Raw genomic sequence first — 22940 nt, forward strand, 5'->3', positions numbered from 1 at the left:
CCGACGCGCTCAAATTCGTTTCCTGCCGGAAGTGGCGGGTCTATAGCTGAGAGCCACCTTTGACACAAGCCGACCTTGCCCCCGAACCCGCCGCCCAACCTGCATTTGAAGAGAATGCGCGGCCCAAGCGACGCTCCCTCGGCCCCCTGAAGGGATTGTGGCCCCATCTCGTGCGCTATCGCGGGCGATTGCTCGCGGCGCTCGGCGCCATCCTGATTGCCGCCCTCGCGACCCTGGCGCTGCCGCTCGCCGTGCGGCGGATGATCGATTTCGGCTTTGCCGCCGACCAGGCGGGGCTGGTGGATCGCTATTTCGAGGTGCTGGTGGCGGTGGTGGCCGTGCTCGCCGCTGCGTCCGCCGCCCGCTACTACCTCGTCACCACCTTGGGCGAGCGGGTGGTGTCGGACTTGCGCACGGCGGTGTTCGCCCGCCTCGTGACCCTGGACGGCGCTTTTTATGATACCGCCCGTTCCGGCGAGCTGACCTCGCGGCTGACGGCCGACACCACGCAGATCAAGGCGGCGGTGGGCGCCTCGGCCTCCACCGCTTTGCGCAATCTCGTGCTGTGCCTCGGCTCCATCATCATGATGGTGGTGACGAGCGCCCATCTCTCCGGCCTCGTGCTCATCGCGATTCCCATCATCGTGCTGCCGCTGGTGGCGGCGGGCCGTAAGGTGCGCAGCCGCTCGCGTGCCGCCCAGGACACCCTGGCGGATGCTTCCGCCTATGCGGCCGAGGCTTTGGGCGCCATGCGCTCGCTCCAGGCTTCCACCGCCGAGGGCGCGGCCCTGGCGCGCTTCGGCGGGGCGGTGGAACGGGCCTTCGGCGCGGCGCAGGAGGCAAGCCGGGCGCGGGCCATTCTCACTGCCATCGGCATCTTCCTGGTGTTCGCCTCCATCGTGGTGGTGCTGTGGGTGGGCGCCCAGTCGGTGCTCAGCGGCACCATGAGCGCCGGCGCCCTCAGCCAATTCGTCCTTTATGCGGTGCTGGCGGCGTCGTCTTTGGGCGATCTCTCCCAGACCTGGGGCGAGGCGTCCGCCGCCGCCGGCGCCGCCGAGCGCATCGCCGAGCTCCTGAAGGTGCAGCCGCAGGTGAAGGCGCCGGCGAGGCCCGCGGCGCTGCCGGCGCGCATCGCGGGGGCCATCCGGTTCGAGGAGGTGAGCTTCGCCTATCCCAGCCGGCCTGATGCCAATGCGCTGCACAATATCGCGTTCGAGATCCGCCCCGGCGAGCGGGTGGCGCTGGTGGGCCCCTCGGGGGCCGGCAAGAGCACGGTATTCCAGCTGCTGGAGCGCTTCTACGATCCGCAGGCGGGCCGCATCACCTTCGACGGTATCGACATTCATGCCTGCGATCCGGTGGCGGTGCGCCACCAGATGGCGCTGGTGCCGCAGGAGGTGGCCATTTTCGCGGACACGGTGCGCGGCAATATCCGCCTCGGCCGACCCGATGCCACCGACGCGGAGGTGGAAGCCGCCGGCCGCGCGGCCCTGGTGGACGAGTTCGTGGCGCGCCTGCCGCAGGGCTGGGACACACAGGTGGGCGAGCGGGGCGTCACCCTTTCGGGCGGCCAGCGCCAGCGCATCGTGATCGCCCGCGCCATCCTGCGCGCGGCGCCCATATTGCTGCTGGACGAGGCCACCAGCGCTCTTGATGCGGAGAGCGAGACCCTGGTGCAGACCGCCCTGGAGCGCTCCATGGAGGGGCGCACCACTCTGGTAATCGCCCACCGCCTCGCCACCGTCCTGTCCGCCGACCGCATCTTGGTGATGGAGGCAGGCCGCGTCGTGGACGAGGGCAGCCATGCCGAGCTGGTGGCCAAAGGCGGGCTTTATGCGCGCCTCGCCGCTCTGCAGTTCAACGCGGCAGGGTAGGGCGGGCCGCCGGGGTGTGCTCCTGAAGCCTGCGGCACGCGAGTGGAAGTCGTCGGCATTCATGGGCTGTTGCTCAAGCCCGCGCCGCGCTGTGGTGAACCCAGCGGGCGCCGGCCTGCAACGGGGCCGCAGGCAGCATGCGCCCCGTTATCGCCGAGGCCGGCGGCCGTTCGTCATTCAGCGTCCCTGTCGCCGCGCCCTTTCCCGCCGGCCGTGAAGGGGCTGGGGCAAAACGTTGGGCGTGGGGACCCGGCGGCGAGGCGAAGGCCCTGGGAACAGCCTCCACGCCTTGGATGCCTGTCGTTCCCCGCCGGGACTGCCCCCATACTCCGGGCGGAAGAGGGCTGGGGATCGGGCGGGCCGGCCCTGCGGTGGAAGGGATTGATGTTCGAGACCTTTCGGCTCGTCGCCGCGCGGCCCCCGCGCCGCTCGGTCCCGCTCCCCACATTTTGCCCCCCTGCCAGCGGGAGAGGGAGCGTCATGAACAACACGTTGCTGGCTGGGCAGAAGTGCATGCCGCGTGGGCTGAATGTTGGTGGGGCGTAGGGTGTATTGACATTCAGTGCCTGTGGCGCGGGTCGTGCCTCACCACCACCGTGTCGTTCATGACGCTCCCTCTCCCGCTTGGGGGACTGCGGTGGGGGCAAGACCTGGGAACTTGGCTCGGCGGCGAAAAAGTCTTGAATCCTGAGTCTCTGCGTTACGGAAGGCGGTTCTAGCCCAGGCGGTCCTGGCCCCCCTCACTCTCCCTCGCAAGAGGGAGAGGGAACGAGCTCCCGGCAAACCGTTCTTCTCAAATGTCGGTCGGACCCTAGGGCCGCCATTCCATTCGGAAGGTGCGGCGGCCGGACATGGGGTTTTCCCCCTCGCCGGTGATGGCAAGGCCCATCTTTTCGTAGAAGCGCACGGCACGCGGGTTCTCCTGGTTCACATCCAGGGCCACCAGAGTGGGGGAGATGCGCTTGGCCTCGGCCATCAGCGCTTCCGCCGCGCCCTGGCCCCAGAAAGTGGGGCCGACCGCGATCTGGTCGAGATAGCCGGTGCCGGGATGGATCACCACGAAGCCCGCCACCGCGTCCGCGCTTTCCGCCACCCGTGTGAGGGCGCCGCCGGTCGTCAGCTCATCCAGGTGCTGCTTGAGCCAGGGGCGGCGCGCCTCGAAATCGATCTCCGGCAAGGTCTTCACCCAGCTCGCAACCCATAGATCGGCCATGGCCGGCCGGTCGGCGGCGATGGCGGGGCGCAGGGTGTAGAGGGGAGCAGCCATGGCGATTTCCGGAGTGAAGGCGCGCGGCCGATCCCGGGCGAATCAGCCACTCCCGATGAAACGCCAGCACGCTGGCTGCCGGCAAGGGCGGACGAGGAGCCGCGCGTTGGCGCCCACGCCTGTTGGCTGGTCGCTCGGGATCGGCATCTCGGGATCGGTACCTCGGGATCGGTACCTCGGGATCGGCATCTCGGGATTGGCACCTCGGGATCGGTACCTGGGCATCGGTACCTGAGCATCGGTACCTGAGGCGGTATCTGGGGATTGGGCCTTTTGGGCGCCGGAACGCCCGCTGGCATTGTACGGCGGGCAAGGCCGACGGGGCGCCTCCCATCCCGCTCGTCCGGGGCGGGGCTGGCGATGGCCAGAGGGCTTAGGGTGGAGGCGCCATGGCGGTGGGAGCGGCAAGCCTCCGCCACATCTCGCGCGCCGAGCGGGGGCTATGGTGTGCGCAGACTCCGCCGGCTTCGGCCGCTCGCCTCCGGCACTTGCCCCGGTCCTCGCCGCGGGTTTTGGCCCCGGTCCTCACTCCCCCGTCGTTTCCGCATGAGCGAGCGGGAAGTGTGGGGCGGCGTGGGCGCGGCAATCTTCGTGCGGCGCGGGCGGCGGGAGGGCGCACGGTCGGGGCAGCCGCGTTTCGGGCACCGGCCGCTCGCCTCCGGCACTTGCCCCTGTCCTCGCCTCGGGTTTTGGCCTCGGTCCTCACTCCCGCGTCGTTTCCGCATGAGCGAGCGGAAGTGTGGGGCGGCGCGGGCGCTGCAATTCCCTTGCGGCGCGGGTGGCAGGAGGGAGCATGGCCGGGGCGGCCGCGTTTCGGGCGCCGGCGGCTCAGCCGGAGATGCGTCGGCCGGACCCCCTGTCCACCTCAGCGCACACTCAGGTATGCCGAAAGCGCTGGCGGATTTTCTCCTCCAGCTCGTCCCGCACGGCGCGGTAGGCGTTGAGGCGCTGTTCGCGGTTGCCGCCTTCGCGAGTGGGGTCCGGCGTCGGCCAGTATTCGACGTCGAGGGCGTTTGTGCGGGTCAGCTCCAGGGCGCGGTGATGGGCGCTGGGGCAGAGCGAGATGGCGAGGTCGAAGCCCAGCCCCTCATATTCCTCCAGCTCCTCCACGGTCTTGGGCCGGTGCTTGTGCACGTCGAGGCCGATTTCCTCCATCACCGCGATGACGAAGGGATCGGGTTCCCCGGCGATGACGCCGGCCGAGCCCACATAGATGGACTTGCCGTAGAGATGGTGCAGCAGGGCCGCCGCCATCACGGAACGCACCACGTTCTGCCCGCAGATGAACAGAACCGATTGCGGCCGCGTCGACCGCGAGCGAGGTACGTCAGGGTCCGCCACAGAGGGCATCGCCGTCAACCCTTCCAGTGCAGCGCGCAAATGAGGGTGAACAGGCGCCGGGCGGTATCGAAATCCACGTCGATCTTGCCTTTCAGCCGCTCCTGGAGCAGCTCGGAGCCCTCGTTGTGGGCGCCGCGACGGCCCATGTCGATGGCCTCGATCTGGCTCGGCGAGGCCGTGCGGATGGCCGCGTAATAGCTCTCGCAGATGAGGAAATAGTCCTTCACCACCTTGCGGAAGGGGGTGAGGGAGAGATGGTGCTGCACCACCTGCTCACCGCTCTCGCGCTTGATGTCGAGCACCAGGCGATTGTCCATCAGCGAGATGTCGAGGGTGTAGGGCCCATCCCCGGGATCACCACAGGGATGGAACGAATTGTCCTCGATGAGGTCCCATATCGCAGTGGCGCGCTCGTGCTCCACCTCCGCGCCGGCATGCCCGAGGGAGGACGTGTCGACGTTGACGGCCGCGAGCCGGGAGAGGGATTTCTCGCTCATGAGCTCATTGCCCCCCTCCGGCATTTGTGCGGATGGACACGGACCGGCCGTGGGCCTGCAGGCGCTCCACCTCGGCCAGCCGCACGGCGGCGGTGCCCACCTTTTCCAGGGCGCTGGCGTCCAGCTTCAGGATGGAGGTGCGCTTCATGAAATCGAGCACGCTGAGGCCCGAGGAGAAGCGGGCCGAGCGGGCCGTGGGCAGAACGTGGTTGGTGCCGCCCACATAATCGCCGATGGCTTCCGGCGTGTAGGCGCCGATGAAGATGGCCCCCGCATGGCGGATGCGCGCCGCCAGCCGGTCGGCGTCGGCGGCCTGGATCTCCAGGTGCTCGGGCGCGATCCGGTCGGACAAAGGCAGGGCCTCGTCCAGGCTGCGCACCTTGATGACGGCGCCGTGGTCGCGCCAGGAGGCACGGGCGATCTCGGCCCGGGGCAGGGTCTCGATCATGCCCTCGACGGCGGCCACCACGCGGGTGGCGAGGTCGTCCGAATCAGTGATGAGGATGGACTGGGCGGCGGTGTCGTGCTCCGCCTGGGCCAGAAGGTCGGCGGCGATCCAGTCCGCATTGGCGTCGGCATCGGCGATGATCAGCACCTCGGAGGGGCCGGCCACCATGTCGATGCCCACCTTGCCGAACACCTGCCGCTTGGCCTGGGCCACATAGGCGTTGCCGGGGCCCACGATCTTGTCCACCGGGGCGATGGTGTCGGTCCCGAAGGCCAGCGCCGCCACCGCCTGGGCGCCGCCCACGCGATACACCTCGTGCACGCCGGCAAGGCGCGCGGCGGCCAGCACCAGCGGGGCGATCTGCCCATCGGGTGCGGGCACCACCATGACGATGCGCGGCACGCCCGCCACCTGGGCCGGCACCGCGTTCATGAGCACGGAGGAGGGATAGGCGGCGGTGCCGCCTGGCACATAGAGGCCCACCGCATCCACGCTGGTCCAGCGATGGCCCAGAGTGACGCCGGCGGCGTCCACATAGGTCTCGTCGGTGGGGCGCTGGCGGGCATGGTGCCGCTCAATGCGGGCCTTGGCGAATTCCAGCGCCTCGCGCGTCTCGGCCGGGATGGAGGCGAGGGCGGCGTCGATCTCCGCGTCGGTCACGCGGATACCCAGGGCTTCCAGGTCCACCCGGTCGAAGGTGCGGGAGAGGTCGATCAGGGCCTTGTCGCCGCGCGCGCGCACGTCGGCGATGATGGCGGCCACCTGGTCCTGCACATCGACGGAGGCCTCCCGCTTGGAGCCGAGGAACTCGGCAAAGCGCGCGGCGAAATCGGAATCTTCGGTATCGAGACGGATAGGCATGGGGTCTTGCTAGATCAGGACGGGGGCGGAGGGAAGCCCCGCCGTCACGCTTGGCGCATTCGCGGCGCGGAAGGAGGGGCCCGCTTGCCTTGGGGCAGGGCGGTCAGGCGGCGTCGGTGCCGGATTGCCGGGCGGCCGGGCCTTCGTGGTGGGGAGTATGGGCGCAGCCCCAGGCCGGGCCCAGATCGCGCAGGCTTGCCTCGATGCATTCCACCTCGAGCCGCACCTCGGCGCCGCCGGAAAAGGTGAGCAGCACATAGCCCGAGGGCGTATCGGTGGGAATGAAGGTGACGGCCAGGAGATTGAGCACGCCGTTGCGCCGGGCGAGGTCCATGCCCCGGCATTTGGCGTCGCGCACGCGCTCGAAGTGCAGGCCCGCGCGCCGGCGCACCTTTTCATGGGTGAGCACCGCGCGGTCCCAGTCGAACCGGTTGAGCAGCAGGGCGAAGCGCTGGACCGTCGGCAGGAAACCCATGTCCGTCACCTTCACCACCGCATCCTGCAGATGGGCGGAGACGACGGCGAGGTCCTCTTCATCGAGGGCGAGCAGCTTGAGATCGGTCATGGCGGGCGCCTTCTGGCATTTTTGCGCCGTTTCCCCGGCTTTCCTGGACATAGAGAGCGCAGCGGCAGGTTTCAATGTCGCCACCCGCGCATGGCTAGGATGCTGTGGGCGCGGCCGCCCCACCCTTGCGCTTTCGCTTGCCTGTCCATGTCGTGGTGGGGGCCCCTGGGCGGGGCTGTCAGCCAGCCTGGTCGCGCACGGTGCCGAAGGCGTCGGTGGGCGGAAGCGGGCGGGCGAACAGATAGCCCTGCCCCAGGGTGCAGCCGTGGGTGCGCAGCCATTCCGCCTGCTGCGGCAGCTCCACGCCCTCGGCCACCGTGGTCAGGCCCAGGGCCTCGCTCAGGCTCAGCATGGAGGCGACGATCTTGCGGCATTGGGCGTCGCTGGAGAGGCGACTGGTGAAGGAACGGTCGATCTTGATCTTGTCGATGGGCAGCTCGTGCAGGTGGCGCAGGCTGGAATAGCCGGTGCCGAAATCGTCCAGCGACATGTGCACGCCCGCCTCGCGCAGCACCGACATGGCGCGCCGCGCGGCCTCGAAGTCCTGCAACAGGGCGGTTTCGGTGATCTCAAGCTCGATCCGGCACGGCTCCACCCCCATCTGCCGCAGCAGGTCGAGAATGGAGTCGGGCAGCTCGGGGTCCAGCAATTGCGGAGGCGAGAGATTGACCGCCACGCGCACGCCGGCCGGCCAGTGGCGGGAATCGTCGCAGACCCGGCGCAGCATGGCCTGCAGCAGGGGCCCGGCAAGGCCGGCATCCTCGATGATGGGGATGAAATCGGGCGCGCCCAGCAGCCCGCGGACCGGGTGACGCCACCGCGCCAGGGCCTCGAAGCCCACGGTGCGCTGGGTGTCGAGGTCCACCAGTGGCTGGTAGAGGGCGATGATCTCGCCCCGTTCCAGGCCCGCGCGCAGCTCCGCTTCCGTTTCCAGGCGCTCGCGCCGGCGCGCATCCAGGCTGCTGTCATAGAGCGAATAGCGGTCCTTGCCGGTCGCCTTGGCCTGGACCAGCGCCGCCTCGGCGCAGCGCAGCAGCCCGGCTTCCGCGTCCCCATCACGCGGGAATTTGGCGATGCCGATGGAGGCGGAAACCCGGAGGTTCCGGTTCGGGGCCTCGATGTCATCATGCGCCGCCTGCAGGATCCGCTCCGCGAGGCGGAACAGGGCCTCCGTGCTCTCATTGCGCATGGGGAAGAGAATGGCGAACTCGTCCGCGCCGAGGCGGGCGAGGACGTCCTCCTTGCGGACGATGCCGCGCAGGCGCCCGGCCAGGGTGGTCAGCACCGCGTCGCCCACATCATGCCCGTGCGCGTCATTCACCTGCTGGAACTCGTCGATGTCGATCACCAGCACCGCAAGGCGCGTTTCATTGGATCGGGCCTGGCTCAAGGCCCGCGAAAACTCTTCCTGGAACAGCACGCGATTGGAAATGCCGGTCAGGCTGTCATAGCGAAACGCGGTCTGCGCCAGGTCCTCGGCCTGGCGGCGCTGCGCCACCTCCCGCTGGAGCTGGCGTTCGTGCACCGCCAGCACCGCGATCGAGGCGAATGCGGCGGTCAGCAGCAGCGCGAAGAGACCATCCACAGGCCAAGACGAATACTCCTGCGCGATGGTGCTGCTATATTCCAGAACGTTAAGGTTGTATAATACCGCGAACAGCAATAGCGCAGCGACGGCGATCGTAAGGTAGACTTTCCAATACCGCCGCCGGGATTCCGCTATGATGCGCTGCGAGGACATTTTATTGCTTCGCTTCTGATCGGGGAGCGTTTCTTCCGCTGCCAGCTCAATAATAGTCCGCAGGCCGGTGCTTGAATAGCCAAGGCGGTGCACCGGGGCATTGCCATTTGGTGGCAAAATGAAACAGCCCCGCGCCAGAGGCCGGGGCTGTGATCACGGGCAATGATGGACGTTGGGCGAGTAGCTCAGCCGCTGATGCGCTCGATCTCGGCGCCACAGCGCGACAGCTTCGCCTCCAGCCTCTCGAAGCCGCGATCCAGGTGATACACGCGCTGCACCAGCGTTTCGCCTTCCGCCGCAAGGCCGGCGATCACCAGCGAGACGGAGGCGCGAAGGTCGGTGGCCATCACCGGCGCGCCGGTCAGGCGCTCCGCCCCCTCGATGGTGGCGGTGTCGCCGTCGAGATGGATCTTGGCGCCGAGCCGGGCCAGCTCCTGCACATGCATGAAGCGGTTCTCGAAGATGGTTTCGGTGATGCGCGAGCGGCCCTTCGCCTTGGTCATCAAGGCCATGAGCTGGGCCTGCAGGTCGGTGGGGAAGCCCGGATAGGGCGCCGTGCTCACTTCCACGGGCAGGATGCCCGCCCCGTTGCGACGCACGCGGATGCCTTCATTGGTGGCTTCCACCTCCACGCCCGCGGCGCGCAGGATGTCGAGCGCGCTTTCCAGAAGATCGGGCCGGGCGCCGGCCAGCAGCACGTCGCCGCCCGCCATGGCGGTGGCCATGGCATAGGTGCCCGTTTCGATGCGGTCCGGCAGCACGGAATGGCGGGCCCCGCGCAGATGCGGAACGCCCTGGACGTGAATGGTGGCGTTGCCGGCTCCGGAGATGCGCGCGCCCATCTTCACCAGGCAATCCGCCAGATCGGCCACTTCCGGTTCGCGGGCGGCATTCTCGATCACGCTCTCGCCGTCGGCGAGGGCGGCGGCCATCAGAGCGGTATGGGTGGCGCCCACCGAGACCTTGGGGAACACGATGCGCGCGCCCTTCAGCCCCTTGGGCGCCTTGGCCAGCACATAGCCGCCGTCAATGTCGATATCGGCGCCCAGCGCCCGCAGCGCATCCAGGTGGAAGTCCACCGGCCGGGTGCCGATGGCGCAGCCACCGGGCAGCGAGACCCGGGCCACGCCCATGCGCGCCACCAGCGGCGCCAGCACCCAGAACGAGGCACGCATGCGCGACACCAGATCATAAGGCGCGGTGGTGTCGACGATCACGCGGGCGTCGATCTCCAGCGTCTGGCCGGCATTGGGATCGTCCCCGGTGCGCTTGCCATTGGTGGTGATGTCCACGCCATGATTGCCCAGGATGCGCTGAAGCAGGGCCACGTCCGCGAGGCGCGGCACGTTCTCCAGCACCAGCTTCTCCTCGGTGAGGAGGCTCGCGATCATCAAGGGCAGGGCTGCGTTCTTGGCGCCGGAGATGGGGATGGTGCCGTGAAGCGCGTTGCCGCCGACGATGCGAATCTTGTCCATGCTGGTCCTGTGTCCCCGGAGGCCAAGCGGCCGGCGCCCGGTCCACCCGGGGCGCTGTTAAAAGTCAAGGTCTAGCGTGCCTTTCCGTCCGGCACAATCGCGGCCTCGCCCGGCCCATTCCCATTGCCACCATTGCGTGCGGTGTCCCGTTCCGCGCCGCCGTCCGGCGGGGAGGCTTCATCGGGGGAGCCGGCCTCGTTGCGGGCGCGGGTCTGGGCCTTGCGGCGCGCCAGATTCGCCTTGAGGGCGGCGGCCAGCCGGGCGGTCTTGTCCTGTGGCTGCGACATGCGGTCCACGTAGCCGTCCCATGTGGCCGATGCAAGGCCGCCCGCCGGCTTCGATTCATTCCAGATCGTCCGCAACGGCACGTGGCGCGGTGTCATTTGCCGCGCGCTGTGCCATAGTCCCCGCCCGAACCTGCATGCGGGAGCCAACCCCTCGGGAGCAAGCATGACGCGCGCCGTCGATCCTTTCCTGAAACTCTCGTCGCCGCGCATCTTCCTGGTGCGCATGCTGGTATTCCTGGCCCTGTGCGCGGCCCTGGCGGCGGTGCTGCATCGTCAGATCTTCGCCGCCTTCCTCAATAATCCGGGGCTCAACGGCGTCATTTTCGGCGTCCTGGCCATCGGCATCATTCTCGCCATCCGCCAGGTGGCGCGGCTTTTCCCCGAGGTGGACTGGGTGAATTCCTTCCGCCTCGCCGATCCCGGCCTTGCGGTGGCGCGCACGCCCACGCTGCTGGCCCCCATGGCGGCGCTGCTGGGCGATCGCATCGGCCGCATGGCCATTTCCCAGACCACCATGCGCTCGATCCTCGATTCCATCGGCACCCGCCTGGATGAGAGCCGCGACATGGCGCGCTATCTCACCGGCCTTCTGGTGTTCCTGGGCCTGCTCGGCACCTTCTGGGGCCTTCTGGAAACGGTGTCCTCCATCGGCCAGGTCATCAGCGCGCTGCAGGTGGGGCCGGATTCCGGTTCCGTGTTCGAGGACCTCAAGAGCGGCCTTGCCGCGCCCCTCGGCGGCATGGGGCTGGCTTTCTCGTCCTCCCTCTTCGGCCTTGCGGGCTCGCTGGTGCTGGGCTTTCTCGACCTTCAGGCCGGCCAGGCGCAGAACCGCTTTTATACGGACCTTGAGGACTGGCTCTCCACCACCGTGCGCGATCTCGATCGCCTGCCCGGCGCCGAGCGGCCGGCGGAGGGGAGCGCGCTACTGGCGCTGCCGGCCCCTTCGGCGGACATGGAGCCGCTGATCGGCGCCATCAACCGGCTGGAAAAAACCATGGCCGAGGCCGGTTCCCAGCGGGTGATCTCCGCCATGTCGCATCTGGCCGAGAGCCTCCAGGGGCTGGTGACGCATCTGCGCTCCGAGCAGGTGCTCATCAAGCAGCTCATCGACACCCATGGCCGCCAGCAGGAAGACTTGCGCCATCTGGTGGAGCGGCTCGAAAAGATCTCCGCCGACGCCGAGCAGAGGTGAGCCATGGCCCTGGGCCGACGCGGGCGCGACCGCCACATCGATTACTGGCCGGGCTTCGTCGATGCACTGTCGACGCTGCTGCTCGTCTTCATCTTCCTGCTGTCCGTGTTCATGCTCACCCAATTCTTCCTCACCCAGGAGATGACGGGCAAGGACAACGTGCTGCAGCGCCTTCAGGCGCAGATTCGCCAGCTGACTGAGCTGCTCTCGCTGGAGCGGGCGAGCGGACAGAATAACGAGACCGAGCTTGCCGCCGTGCGCGCCTCCCTGGAGGCGGCGGAGGCCGAGCGCGACAGCCTGCGCGGTCGCCTCGCCGCCACCCCTGCCGCCCCTGACACCGGTCGCGAGCAGGCGCTGGCCCGCGACCTCGACGCCCAGAAGGATGTGGCCAGCCGCGCCCTCTCGCAGATCGACCTGCTCAACCAGCAGATCGCCGCCTTGCGCCGCCAGATGGCGGCCCTTGAAGAGGCGCTGAACGCCTCCGAGCAGAAGGACAAGGAGAGCCAGGCCAAGCTTGCCGATCTCGGCCGGCGGCTGAACGTGGCCCTGGCCCAAAGGGTGCAGGAGCTGACGCGATTCCGTTCCGAATTCTTCGGCCGGCTCAGCCAGATCCTGGGCAACCGGCCCGAGATCCGCGTGGTGGGCGACCGCTTCGTGTTCCAATCCGAAATTTTCTTCGATCCCGGCTCCGCCACCCTGAAGCCCGAGGCCCAGGCGGAGCTGGACAAGCTGGCCTCCGCCATTTTGGACCTGGAGAAGGAGATTCCGGCGGACATCAGCTGGGCCCTGCGCATTGACGGCCACACCGACAACCGGCCCATCGCCACCGCGCAATTTCCCTCCAACTGGGAGCTTTCGGCGGCCCGCGCCATCGCGGTGGTGCAATATCTCATCAGCAAGGGCGTGAGCCCGCAACACCTGATCGCCGCCGGCTTCGGCGAGTTCCAGCCCCTAGACACCGGCACCTCGGACGAGGCCCACGCCCATAACCGCCGCATCGAGTTGAAGCTGACGGAACGGTAGCAGAAGGCCTGTGAGAAGGCCTATGCTGCGGTGAGGCCCCTGCATAAGCATGCGGCTGATCGGGGGGGTGCTATGAGCGCGGGTGACATGTCGACGTGGCTCGGTAATGCCGCAAATATAGTAACGATCTTGGAAAAGATCGTCCCGTATTTGTTTGTGATTATCGTTGGATGGCCTGTCTTCAGGCGAGTGCGCGAATGGTGGCGAGGCAGAAAGTGGGCCAGATCTGTTCGGGGACTCAGCGTCGGTGAAATCACTGAGCTGAACACTATCAGCAAAGATCGCTCGCATCTCTATCATGTCCGCACGAGTGGGATGCCCACTATACGCTTGGAGGGCAGCGTTTTAAGTAAGGCTGACTATCCTAAAGTTGGTTGGGATGCGGAGAATATTTCACGCGCGCTCAGTCAGTTGAGGGTCGAAAAAGATGGGTCGCATGCCCTTGCTGTGCGTAAGGAGTGGCAATCGGAGCATGCAGAGGCCGTGTCTGCCTATTCCACCGTCTATTCCCGCATCGTTGCCGCCCGCCGATGCGGTGAGAAGCCGCCTATTATCTCCTGTGGCGCGATTGTATTTGACCCTAGGCGCAGTCGTGTGCTGCTGATGCGGCGATCAGGCCTCGTTGCAACCTATAAAAACTGCTTCCATATCCTGGGCGGAAATTATGAGCCCGCAGATAATATCCATCGCCATGATGATATCAGCAAGCATCCCTTGTTGCATGCGGCGTTGCGCGAAGTGCGGGAGGAAACTTCCCTCCAATTTCAAGAAAACAATAATATGTACAAAAATGTAATCGTATCACAGGAAGTGACGACCGGGTTCATTCAATACATCATCGCGGGCATCGCCGTGAGTGAAGACGATGTCGACGATGTGCAGAGGTCGGGCGAGGGGGAGGTGGATTGGTATTCCCTGTCCGAGCTCGCCACGTTGATCACGGGTGAAAACGTGCGGTCGGCCAATGCGCGCTGGGTGCCATCCGGACTCATGATCCTGGCAGCCTGGCTTGCCATGGGGGCGCCCAATCAATACGGGCGGCGGCCCATTGCGACGGAAGCGCGGGAAACCTACAGGAAGATCAAGCCTCTTCTCTCGCAAGGCTTTGCGGAACACTGAGGCCGCAACCACTTCGCTGAAGCGTGTCCGAGGAAGTTGGATGCCGGTTCGCGTGAAGGACGCGCGTAAAACGAAAGGCTAGATTGAAGGCCCGTGAGCGGTGCGCACGGGCCTTCGGTATCAATTGTCCAGGAACGAGCGCAGCTTGCGCGAGCGGCTCGGGTGCTTGAGCTTGCGCAGGGCCTTGGCCTCGATCTGGCGGATACGCTCGCGCGTCACCGAGAATTGCTGGCCCACTTCCTCCAGCGTGTGATCGGTGTTCATGCCGATGCCGAAGCGCATGCGCAGCACGCGCTCCTCGCGGGGGGTGAGGGAGGCCAGAACCCGCGTGGTGGTTTCGCGCAGGTTGGACTGGATGGCCGCATCGATGGGCAGGATGGCGTTCTTGTCCTCGATGAAGTCGCCCAGGTGCGAATCTTCCTCATCGCCGATGGGCGTTTCGAGGGAGATCGGCTCCTTGGCGATCTTCAGCACCTTGCGCACCTTTTCCAGCGGCATGCCGAGCTTCTCGGCCAGCTCTTCCGGGGTCGGCTCGCGGCCGATCTCGTGGAGCATCTGGCGCGAGGTGCGCACGATCTTGTTGATCGTCTCGATCATGTGCACCGGAATGCGGATGGTGCGGGCCTGGTCCGCGATGGAGCGGGTGATGGCCTGCCGGATCCACCAGGTGGCATAGGTGGAGAACTTGTAGCCGCGCCGGTACTCAAACTTGTCGACCGCCTTCATGAGGCCGATATTGCCTTCCTGGATCAGATCCAGGAACTGAAGGCCGCGGTTCGTGTACTTCTTGGCGATGGAGATGACGAGGCGAAGGTTTGCCTCCACCATTTCCTTCTTGGCCTGGCGGGCTTCCTTCTCGCCCTTCTGCACCATCTGCACGATCTTGCGGAATTCCGCGATCTCCAGCCCCGTTTCGGTGGCCAGAGCGTGGATGTCGCCGCGCAGGTCCTTGATGCCGTCCTTCTCGTGGGCCACAAAGCCCTTCCAGCCCCGCGAGCCCAGCTTGGACACGCGCAGCACCCACTTGGGGTCGAGCTCGGAACCCAGATAGTTTTTCAGGAAGTCGTCACGGGTGACGCCATAGCTTTCCGCAAGGCGCAGCAGGCGGCCCTCAAGGGAAACGAGCCGCTTGTTGATCTCGTAGAGATGCTCCACCAGCGCGTCGATGCGGGCCTGGTTGAGCGACAGGCTCTTCACGTCGAGAACGAGATCTTCCTTGAGCTTCTTCGCCTTGCGCTCCTGCGCCGGCGACAGGGTCTCGTTCTTGAGCTTGGATTCGACGTTCTGATCCTGCAGGCGGCGCAGCTTCACATAGGAGCCGGCGATGCGGTCGAAGGTTTCCAGCACCTTCGGCTTGATCTCCGCTTCCATGGCCGCGAGCGACATGGAGTTTTCCATGTCGTCCTCGTCGCCCTCCGGAATGGGGGGCTCGCCCAGAATGCCGTCCTCGCCCGCCTCGGGCGCAAGGGCGGCTTCCTCGCCCAGCGCCGCCGGCGGGTTCTTGCCCTCGGGGCCGGCATAGGTGGCCTCGAGGTCAATGATGTCGCGCAGCAGAACCTTGCCTTCCACCAGCTCATCACGCCAGATGATGATGGCCTGGAAGGTGAGCGGGCTTTCGCACAAGCCGGCGATCATGGCCTCGCGGCCGGCCTCGATGCGCTTGGCGATGGCGATTTCGCCCTCGCGCGAAAGCAGTTCCACCGAGCCCATCTCGCGCAGGTACATGCGGACCGGGTCGTCGGTGCGCTCGGCCGGCTCGGACTTGGTCTCGGAACGCGCCAGCGCCCGCGGAGCGGCTTCGGTCAGCTCGCCGCCTTCGGCCTCCTCGGGCTCCTCGGGGGTTTCGCCTTCCTCGCCATTCTCCTCGGCCTCGGCCTCTTCGGCCTCGATCACGTTGATGCCCATGTCATTGAGCATGGCAAGGGTGTCCTCGATCTGCTCGGAGGTGACCTCGTCGGAGGGCATCACCTCATTGAGCTGCTCGTAGGTCACATAGCCCCGGCGCTTGGCGTTCTTGATCATCTTCCGGACGGCCGCGTCCGAGAGGTCGAGCAACGGCCCGTCGGGGGCGTCGGTCTCCTTCTCGGGCGCTTCGGTCGTCTCGGCAGATTGCTTCGCCATGGACATCTCCTGATGATCTCGCCGATCTTCAACGGCGAAATGGCGACGCAGCCCCCGGGGCTCCGCCGCCTGTCGTATTCGGCTCCGGTCGCGCTCTTTTGAACACGTTACCGTTAAGCCCGCCTGAACGGCCGCCCATCCAACTGGATGGGTCACCCAAACCGTGCGATCCCCGCCCGCCCGAAACGGGCCTTCACCCGAGACCGCCTTTCCCGGCTTCGCGCACCGCGCCTAGACCGACCGCGCGGATCTGCGGCCGGACAGCGCGCCAAAACCCTCCACCAGCGCGTCCATCCCTTCAACGGTGGACAGGCGCTCGTGGACGTCGCGCAGCCAGGCAAAATTCGCCTCGCTGGGGTCCTCCCCCAGGGATCTCTCAGCTTCCTTCAGTTCCCTAGATAGCGCGTAAGCCTTGCGATGCAAGGCCGTCCGCTGCTGCCACCAGAGTCTTGCATCCTCTTTTGCGGTATCAGGATAAGCTGGCCAGTCCATTTTCGGGTTGGAGAGGCTCTTGACCCTACGTGAGAGGTCCTCGAGGTCGGCCCGGTCGAGGCGCTCGGCCAGGGTATCCCCTTGATCCTCCGCAGCGGTCGGCCCTTCCAGGTGCGCCGCGACCAGCGCGTGCCGCAGCCGGTCCGCTTCCGGGTTGGCAAATGGCAGCTCCGACACATCCTCCGCCGCCTCGTCCAGCAGAAAGGGGTGGTTGATGAGGCAGAACAGCAACAGGGCCTCATTGCGGGGCAGTGCCGCCAGCGGCCCGCGCACCAATGCCGTTTGGGCGATCTCGCCGCCCACGGAGGCGAAGCCGATCTCGCGCGCCCCGCCGCGTCCGGCATTGCGCCCGCGGTCCCCGCCGCGCCCGCCGGAGCGGCCCGCGCTCCACCCACCGCCTGACCCGCCAGCGCCTTGCCAGCCGCCGGCCTCACGCCGGCCGCCGCGCCCGCCTGCGGGGGCCAGCAGGGCGCGCAGGCGCTCATTCATGTCCTGCCGGTAGTGCTTGCGCACGGTCTCGTCGGCGATGGTGTTCACAACCTCGTTAAGGCGTGCTTCCAGGGCGGCGCGGCGCTCCGGCGTGTCGAGTGCGGCGGCGCCGCTCTCCCGTTCCCAGAGCGCGGTGGCCAGCGGCCGGGCGCCGGCAAGAACCTGCTCCATGGCCTCGCGGCCGGAACGGCGGATGAGGTCGTCGGGGTCCTGGCCGTCGGGCAGGGTGGCGAAGGTGAGGGAGCGGCCCGCCTTGATATGGGGCAGGGCGATATCCATGGCGCGGGCGGCGGCGCGCTGGCCGGCCTTGTCGCCGTCGAACAGCAGCAGCGGCTCCTCGGACATGCGCCACAAAAGCTGCAGCTGGTCCTCGGTGAGGGCGGTGCCCAGTGGCGCCACGGCCCCGCCGAAGCCGGCCTCCACCATGGCGATCACGTCCACATAGCCTTCCACCACGATCACCCGCGCGCCCTTGTGGGCGGCGGCGCGCGCGTCGAAGCCGTTATAGAGCAGGCTGCCTTTGTGGAAGAGCGGAGTTTCCGGCGAATTCAGGTACTTGGCCGGAACATCCTTCTCCAGCGCGCGGCCGCCGAAGGCCACCACGCGGCCCTTCAGGTCGGTGATGGGGAACATCACGCGGTCGCGGAACCGGTCATAGGGAACCGGGATGTCCTCGCCGGAAATGAGAAGGCCGGCTTCCACCATGGCTTCCACCGGCACCCCCTGCTTGCCGAGCGCCTCCTTCAAGTGGAAGCGCTCGCCGGCGGCGTAGCCCAGATGGAAGCGCTGCTGGGTGGTGGGGCCCAGCTCGCGGTCGGCCAGATAGCCGCGGGCCTTGGCGCCGAGCCGGGATTGCAGGGTTTCCTCGAAATGGCGGGCGGCCAGCGCCATCACCTCATAGAGGGAGCGGCGGCGCTCCTCCCGGGCGGCGGCCTCGGGCGTCTCTTCCGGCAAAGGCAGGCCGGCCATGGAGGCCAGCCGCTCCACCGCCTCGCCAAAGGGCAGGCCCTCCGTCTCCATCAGGAAATCGAACACGTCGCCGTGCTTGCCGGACGAGAAGCAGTGATAGAAGCCCTTCTGATCGTTCACGAAAAAGGAGGGTGTCTTTTCCGCGTTGAAGGGCGAGAGGCCGGCGAACTCGCGCCCCTGCTTCTTCAGCTTGACGCGACGGCCCACCACCTCCGACACCGGCAGGCGGGCGCGGATCTCGTCAAGGAACGCGGGCGAAAAGCGCATTCGCGAATCAGTTCAGCACAGGGGACGGTGAATGGGCGGAGCGGAGGCGAAACCGCATCCTAGCTCCCATGTGTAAATGCACACCACTTGGGCTTTCTGATGATCCGCGCGGCGATTGCCCGCCCGCACCACATGCGCCCGCTATCCTCATTATCCACATGGCCGGCTCGCGGAGCGGAAAGCGCGCGGCGGGGGCGCAAAACGCGAGCTTTGCCATGGACGCTCGCCGTGGCCGAAGATAGCCTCGACCCCACAACCGCAGAGAGCGGGACCAGAGGCGTGCAGCGGGGCGCGGGGCCATGGACGCGATCATCGATTTTCTGAACACGATCTTCTGGGGCTATGTGCTCATCTACGGCCTTTTGGCGGTGGGCGTTTATTTCACGCTCCGGCTGCGTTTCATCCAGGTCGTCCATTTTCCGGAGATGCTGCGCTCCGTCTTCCGGGCCAATGCCACGGACAAATCCGGCATCACGCCGTTCCAGGCCCTGTGCACCTCGCTCGCCTCGCGGGTGGGCACCGGCAATATCGCGGGCGTGGCGGTCGCGCTCTATCTCGGCGGGCCGGGCTCCATTTTCTGGATGTGGGTGGTGGCCACCCTGGGCATGGCCACGGCCTTCGCCGAGAACACCCTGGCCCAGCTCTACAAGGTGAAGGACGATGAGGGCCGCTATCGCGGCGGCCCGGCCTTCTATATCGCCAAGGGATTGAAGGCGCCGTGGGCCGGGGCGGTCTTCTCGGTCTGCCTCATCATCTCGTTCGGCCTGGTGTTCAATGCGGTGCAGGCCAATTCCATCGCCGATGCCATGGAAGGTGCCTTCGGCCTGCCCAAGCTCGGCACCGGCGTGGTCATCGCGGCGCTCGCCGGCATCATCATCTTCGGCGGCATCGCGGCCATTGCCCGCACGGCGGAACTGGTGGTGCCGTTCATGGCGGGCGCCTACGTGCTGTTTGCCTTCTACGCGCTCATCACCAACATCACTGAAGTGCCGGCCATGCTCTATCACATCGTGGCCAGCGCCTTCGGCCTGGAGCCCGCGGCCGGCGGCGTGATGGGGGCCGTGACCGTGGCCATGATGAATGGCGTGAAGCGCGGCCTGTTCTCAAATGAAGCGGGCATGGGCAGCGCACCCAACATCGCCGCTGTGGCGACGCCCGATCCGCACCACCCGGTGAGCCAGGGCTTCGTGCAGTCGCTGGGTGTCTTCATTGACACCATCGTCATCTGCACCGCCACCGCGCTGCTGATCTTGCTGGCCGACGTGCTGGTGCCGGGCAATGGCGTCAACGGCACCCAGCTGACCCAGGCGGCGATGGAGACCTATGTCGGTTCGGCCGGGCGCTATTTCGTGGCCATCGCCATCTTCTTCTTCGCCTTCACCTCCATCATCGGCAACTATTCCTATGCTGAGAATGCGCTGGTGTTCCTGGGCCACGGCCATGTGGCGGGGGTGGCGATCCTGCGGATGGCGCTGCTTGGCATGGTGATCTGGGGCTCGCTGCAGAGTGTGGCCACCGTGTTCAACACGGCGGACGCGGCCATGGGGCTGATGGCTTCCATCAACCTCGTGGCCATCGTGCTGCTCTCCGGCCTCGTGACCAAGCTGACCAAGGATTATCTCGACAAGCGCCGGGCCGGCCTGGAACCCATGTTCCTGGCGAGCGAGATGCCCGAGCTGAAGGATCAGATCGACGCCGAGATCTGGAGCCGCCGCTAGGGTGCTTCCAGGCGAGGTGAGAGCCGGTGCGGGGGGAGCAAGCCGGGGATGGCCGAAGGACAGGCCGTCTCAGGCTTCCCTGAAGAGCCGAGGCCGCATGGCGGCTGGTCATGCGGACACACGCGGGGCTTGGGCCTGCGGCGTGGATCCGAGCAATGGCCGGGAGGCTGGGCCTTGCGGCCAGTGGACGTTGAGGCACGGGTGAGCTCCGCGAATCGCGATGCTCACCCGGTTGCTTCCGCTGCTCCGCGAAGGGTCAGCCGGCGGCGGTCAGGGCGTCCTTCACCCATTGGGAGGCCTTGCCGAAATCGATGGCGCCGGCATAGCGCTCCTTCAGGGCGGCCATGGTGCGACCCATGTCCTTGATACCCTTGGCCTCGATCTCGCCGATCACCGTCTGGATGGCGGCGCGGGTGTCGGCCTCGCACAGCTGCTGCGGGAGGAAAGGCTGGATGTAGCCGATTTCCTCGCGCTCCTGCTCGGCGAGCTCGGGGCGGCCGCCCTCCTCGTAGATCTTGGCGCTTTCCTCGCGCTGCTTCACCATCTTGGCGAGCAGCGCGCGCAATTCGTCGTCGGTGAGGGGGTCCTTGCCGTGGCCGCGCTGCTCGATGTCGCGGTCCTTCAGGGCGGCGTTGACGAGGCGCAGCGTGGACAGGCGGCGCTTGTCCTGGGCCTTCATCGCCTCTTTGAGGGCGGCGTTGATGTCGTCACGAAGCACGGATCGATTTCCTTGCAAGAAGAGCGGGGCGGGACAATCGGGCGGAAGGGCCGGGTGGGCGCGCAGGGCTTGGTGCCGACCTCGAAGCGAGATCTGATGGACCTGAGGTTGCGGCCCCCGTATTCACTTCACGGCTCACCCGTCGCGGTTCACCCATGGCTTTGGCCCGCTTGGGCTCAAATGGTCCAGTGTCGTTTGGCCGGGCCTGCAGGCGAAAGGGCCGGTTTGCGGGGGGCTTCGCGAACGCTCCCTTGGGGAACGGGGCGAGGCCATCCTGGCTGCCGGACCGGATCTTGATCGCCGGGCGACGGCGCACACGTTTTTTCGCGCGCGGACGCTGGAAACGCGGCGCGTGACGCTCTATCTAGGCGATCCATGACGAACGAACAAGACCAGACCCCCACCGAGCCGCTCTCTACCGGTTCCGGGCGCTCTGCTGCGGCCGACAGCTGGAGCGAGCCTGTCCCCACCGCCGTTCTCGTCCTTGCCGACGGTACGGTGCTCGAGGGTTTCGGCATCGGTGCCGAAACCACGCTGGCTGGCGAGGTGTGCTTCAACACCGCCATGACCGGCTATGAGGAAATCCTCACTGATCCGTCCTATTCGGGGCAGATCATCACCTTCACCTTCCCGCATATCGGCAATGTCGGCACCAATGAAGAGGACATCGAAACGGTGTCCATGGCGGCCGCGTCGGGCGTGCGGGGGGTGGTGCTGCGCACGGACATCACCGCGCCGTCCAACTACCGCGCGACGCGCGGGCTGGATGCGTGGCTGAAGGCGCGCGGCATTCCCGGCATCACCGGCATCGACACCCGGGCGCTGACGGCGCTGATCCGCGAAGCGGGCATGCCCAATGCGGTGATCGCCCATTCGCCCACCGGCATCTTCGACATTCCCGCCCTGAAGGCCGAGGCCCGCGCCTGGCCGGGCCTGGTGGGCATGGACCTGGTGCCCTCGGTCACCACCGCCCAGCGCTTCGACTGGAGCGAGACCCCGTGGCAGTGGCCCGAGGGCTATGGCCGCGAGGAGGCGCCCAGCCACCACGTGGTGGCCGTGGACTATGGCGTGAAGCGCAACATCCTGCGCCTGCTCGCCGCCGCAGGCTGCAAGGTGACCGTGGTGCCGGCCACCACCTCCGCCGAGGACATCCTGGCGCTGAAGCCCGATGGCGTGTTCCTCTCCAACGGCCCCGGTGATCCGGCGGCGACGGGGGAATATGCGGTGCCGGTCATCCGCTCGGTGATCGAGGCGGGAGTGCCCACCTTCGGCATCTGCCTTGGCCATCAGATGATCGGCCTCGCCGTGGGCGCGACCACCGTGAAGATGCACCAGGGCCACCACGGCGCGAACCACCCCGTGAAGGACCTCACCACCGGCAAGGTGGAGATCACGTCCATGAATCACGGCTTTGCCGTGGACCGGGAGAGCCTGCCGAAGAATGCGGTGGAGACCCATGTCTCCCTGTTCGACGGCTCCAATGCCGGCATTGCACTGTCGGACAAGCCGGTGTTTTCCGTGCAGTATCACCCCGAAGCGAGCCCCGGCCCGCAGGACAGCCACTATCTGTTCGACCGGTTCGTGGAACTGATCGCGAAGAACAAGGCGGCCTGAGCCGCCTTGGCGCCCCGCCGCCTGGCGGGGCGCCCCCCTTTGCCGTTGGGGGGAGGCCATAAGGCCTTGAGGTGACACGTTCTCCTGAAGCAGGCGGGGCCCCGCTCCGCGCGAGGACGCCCTCGCACCCCTCTGTCAGCCGCCCCTTTTACCTTTGATCGTAGAGGCCACGCGCCCGGGGCTTTCGCCCGGCGGAGCGTGGTTGCGCGCCTGCGCAGCTGCCCCAACGGTATTCCGCGGCTCGGAAGCGGTATCCTGAGCTAAAGTGTCGCAGTTTGTGTTGACATGGCGATTTGTCGCACCCCACCATGAGGGTGGCTGGAGGCGTCAAGCAAGCGTGTCCGGAGATCCGCCGCCGCAATCGTCGCCAGCCGGGCGAGGAGGGAACGCAGTGATCACCGTGGACGACATCCTGCGCGAGAAGCGCGACACCCGCATCATCGCCATCCGTGTCTCGGACACCGTGGCGAAGGCCGCTTTGCTGATGAAGCGGGAGAACGTGTCATCCGTCCTGGTGATGGATGAATGCCCGTCCGAGCACGGCACCGTCATCGGCGTGTTCTCGGAACGTGACGTGACCCGCGCCTTGCTGGAGAACGGCTCCGCCACGCCGAACATGGTGCTCGCCTCGTTCCTGGAACGGGAGCTGATCTGCTGCGAGCCCTCCGATTCCATCGTCACGGCCCTGCGGCTCATGAACGAGAATCAGGTGCGTCATCTGCCGGTGATGGAGGATTTTGCGCTGCTTGGCGTTATCAGCGCCACCGACCTGCTGCGCCACTTCCTGCGGGAGGCGGAGGCGCGGGGCATTGCCGATGCCTTTCTCGGCAGCACCACGCCGGAACTCGCGGTACTGCGCTGA

At 67.0% G+C, this 22940-nt stretch carries 18 protein-coding genes; 7 read left to right on the plus strand and 11 right to left on the minus strand.

From position 1 onward, the window contains the following. Positions 1–59: 59 nt before the first annotated feature. Complete coding sequence (locus tag V5F26_RS08770; protein ID WP_394947474.1) at positions 60–1874, plus strand: ABC transporter transmembrane domain-containing protein; 1815 nt, start codon at positions 60–62, stop codon at positions 1872–1874. An 811-nt stretch (positions 1875–2685) separates the two neighbouring features. Here the strand turns inward: V5F26_RS08770 and V5F26_RS08775 are convergent. From V5F26_RS08775 to V5F26_RS08810, 8 genes are all read right to left on the minus strand, one after another. After that, on the minus strand, positions 2686–3141 hold the full coding sequence (locus V5F26_RS08775; protein WP_394947473.1) for a GNAT family N-acetyltransferase: 456 nt from the start codon (positions 3139–3141) through the stop codon (positions 2686–2688). A gap of 876 nt (positions 3142–4017) precedes the next feature. Then, complete coding sequence (locus tag V5F26_RS08780; RefSeq protein ID WP_394054753.1) at positions 4018–4491, minus strand: arsenate-mycothiol transferase ArsC; 474 nt, start codon at positions 4489–4491, stop codon at positions 4018–4020. 5 nt (positions 4492–4496) lie between these two features. Continuing rightward, positions 4497–4979, minus strand: coding sequence for a UPF0262 family protein (locus V5F26_RS08785; protein ID WP_234054252.1), 483 nt, complete (start codon positions 4977–4979; stop codon positions 4497–4499). A gap of 4 nt (positions 4980–4983) precedes the next feature. Continuing rightward, entirely contained in the window at positions 4984–6288 is a 1305-nt protein-coding gene (gene hisD / locus V5F26_RS08790) for a histidinol dehydrogenase (RefSeq protein ID WP_394054751.1), read from the minus strand. 103 nt (positions 6289–6391) lie between these two features. Next, entirely contained in the window at positions 6392–6853 is a 462-nt protein-coding gene (locus tag V5F26_RS08795; RefSeq protein WP_394054750.1) for a DUF2948 family protein, read from the minus strand. Between the two features lie 178 nt (positions 6854–7031). Then, positions 7032–8594, minus strand: a complete 1563-nt coding sequence (locus tag V5F26_RS08800) for a putative bifunctional diguanylate cyclase/phosphodiesterase (RefSeq protein WP_394947472.1) — start codon at positions 8592–8594, stop codon at positions 7032–7034. Between the two features lie 185 nt (positions 8595–8779). Further along, positions 8780–10069, minus strand: a complete 1290-nt coding sequence (gene murA, locus V5F26_RS08805) for a UDP-N-acetylglucosamine 1-carboxyvinyltransferase (protein ID WP_394947471.1) — start codon at positions 10067–10069, stop codon at positions 8780–8782. Positions 10070–10140: 71 nt separating this feature from the next. Further along, the gene (locus V5F26_RS08810; protein WP_394059697.1) at positions 10141–10452 is read right to left on the minus strand and encodes a hypothetical protein; all 312 of its coding nucleotides are present in this window, start codon (positions 10450–10452) and stop codon (positions 10141–10143) included. Positions 10453–10519: 67 nt separating this feature from the next. Between V5F26_RS08810 and V5F26_RS08815 the strand changes: the two genes are divergently transcribed. From V5F26_RS08815 to V5F26_RS08825, 3 genes are all read left to right on the plus strand, one after another. Continuing rightward, a complete protein-coding gene (locus V5F26_RS08815) occupies positions 10520–11548 on the plus strand; it encodes a flagellar motor protein MotA (RefSeq protein WP_394054744.1) in 1029 nt (342 codons plus the stop codon). Between the two features lie 3 nt (positions 11549–11551). Beyond that, positions 11552–12571 (plus strand): peptidoglycan -binding protein, encoded by a 1020-nt coding sequence (locus tag V5F26_RS08820; protein WP_394054742.1) that lies wholly within the window; start codon positions 11552–11554, stop codon positions 12569–12571. 87 nt (positions 12572–12658) lie between these two features. Further along, positions 12659–13690, plus strand: coding sequence for an NUDIX domain-containing protein (locus tag V5F26_RS08825; protein WP_394947470.1), 1032 nt, complete (start codon positions 12659–12661; stop codon positions 13688–13690). A gap of 120 nt (positions 13691–13810) precedes the next feature. Here the strand turns inward: V5F26_RS08825 and rpoD are convergent, their stop codons facing one another. Together rpoD and dnaG are read right to left on the minus strand one after the other, a co-directional pair. After that, a complete protein-coding gene (rpoD, locus tag V5F26_RS08830) occupies positions 13811–15811 on the minus strand; it encodes an RNA polymerase sigma factor RpoD (RefSeq protein WP_234054261.1) in 2001 nt (666 codons plus the stop codon). A gap of 231 nt (positions 15812–16042) precedes the next feature. Next, a complete protein-coding gene (dnaG, locus tag V5F26_RS08835; RefSeq protein ID WP_394054738.1) occupies positions 16043–18028 on the minus strand; it encodes a DNA primase in 1986 nt (661 codons plus the stop codon). A gap of 299 nt (positions 18029–18327) precedes the next feature. On the opposite strand from dnaG, the gene V5F26_RS08840 reads away from it, so the two are divergent. Beyond that, complete coding sequence (locus V5F26_RS08840; RefSeq protein WP_394054736.1) at positions 18328–19746, plus strand: alanine/glycine:cation symporter family protein; 1419 nt, start codon at positions 18328–18330, stop codon at positions 19744–19746. Positions 19747–20002: 256 nt separating this feature from the next. Here the strand turns inward: V5F26_RS08840 and V5F26_RS08845 are convergent, their stop codons facing one another. Further along, complete coding sequence (locus tag V5F26_RS08845) at positions 20003–20464, minus strand: GatB/YqeY domain-containing protein (protein WP_234052641.1); 462 nt, start codon at positions 20462–20464, stop codon at positions 20003–20005. A gap of 375 nt (positions 20465–20839) precedes the next feature. On the opposite strand from V5F26_RS08845, the gene carA reads away from it, so the two are divergent. Both carA and V5F26_RS08855 read left to right on the plus strand, forming a co-directional pair. After that, complete coding sequence (gene carA / locus V5F26_RS08850) at positions 20840–22078, plus strand: glutamine-hydrolyzing carbamoyl-phosphate synthase small subunit (RefSeq protein ID WP_394054734.1); 1239 nt, start codon at positions 20840–20842, stop codon at positions 22076–22078. A gap of 391 nt (positions 22079–22469) precedes the next feature. Then, positions 22470–22940 carry a CBS domain-containing protein gene (locus V5F26_RS08855; RefSeq protein WP_234052639.1) on the plus strand — a complete coding sequence of 157 codons (471 nt, stop codon included), beginning with the start codon at positions 22470–22472 and terminating at the stop codon, positions 22938–22940.

Source organism: Xanthobacter variabilis (genome assembly GCF_043831965.2).
In the GTDB taxonomy this organism is placed as follows: domain Bacteria; phylum Pseudomonadota; class Alphaproteobacteria; order Rhizobiales; family Xanthobacteraceae; genus Xanthobacter.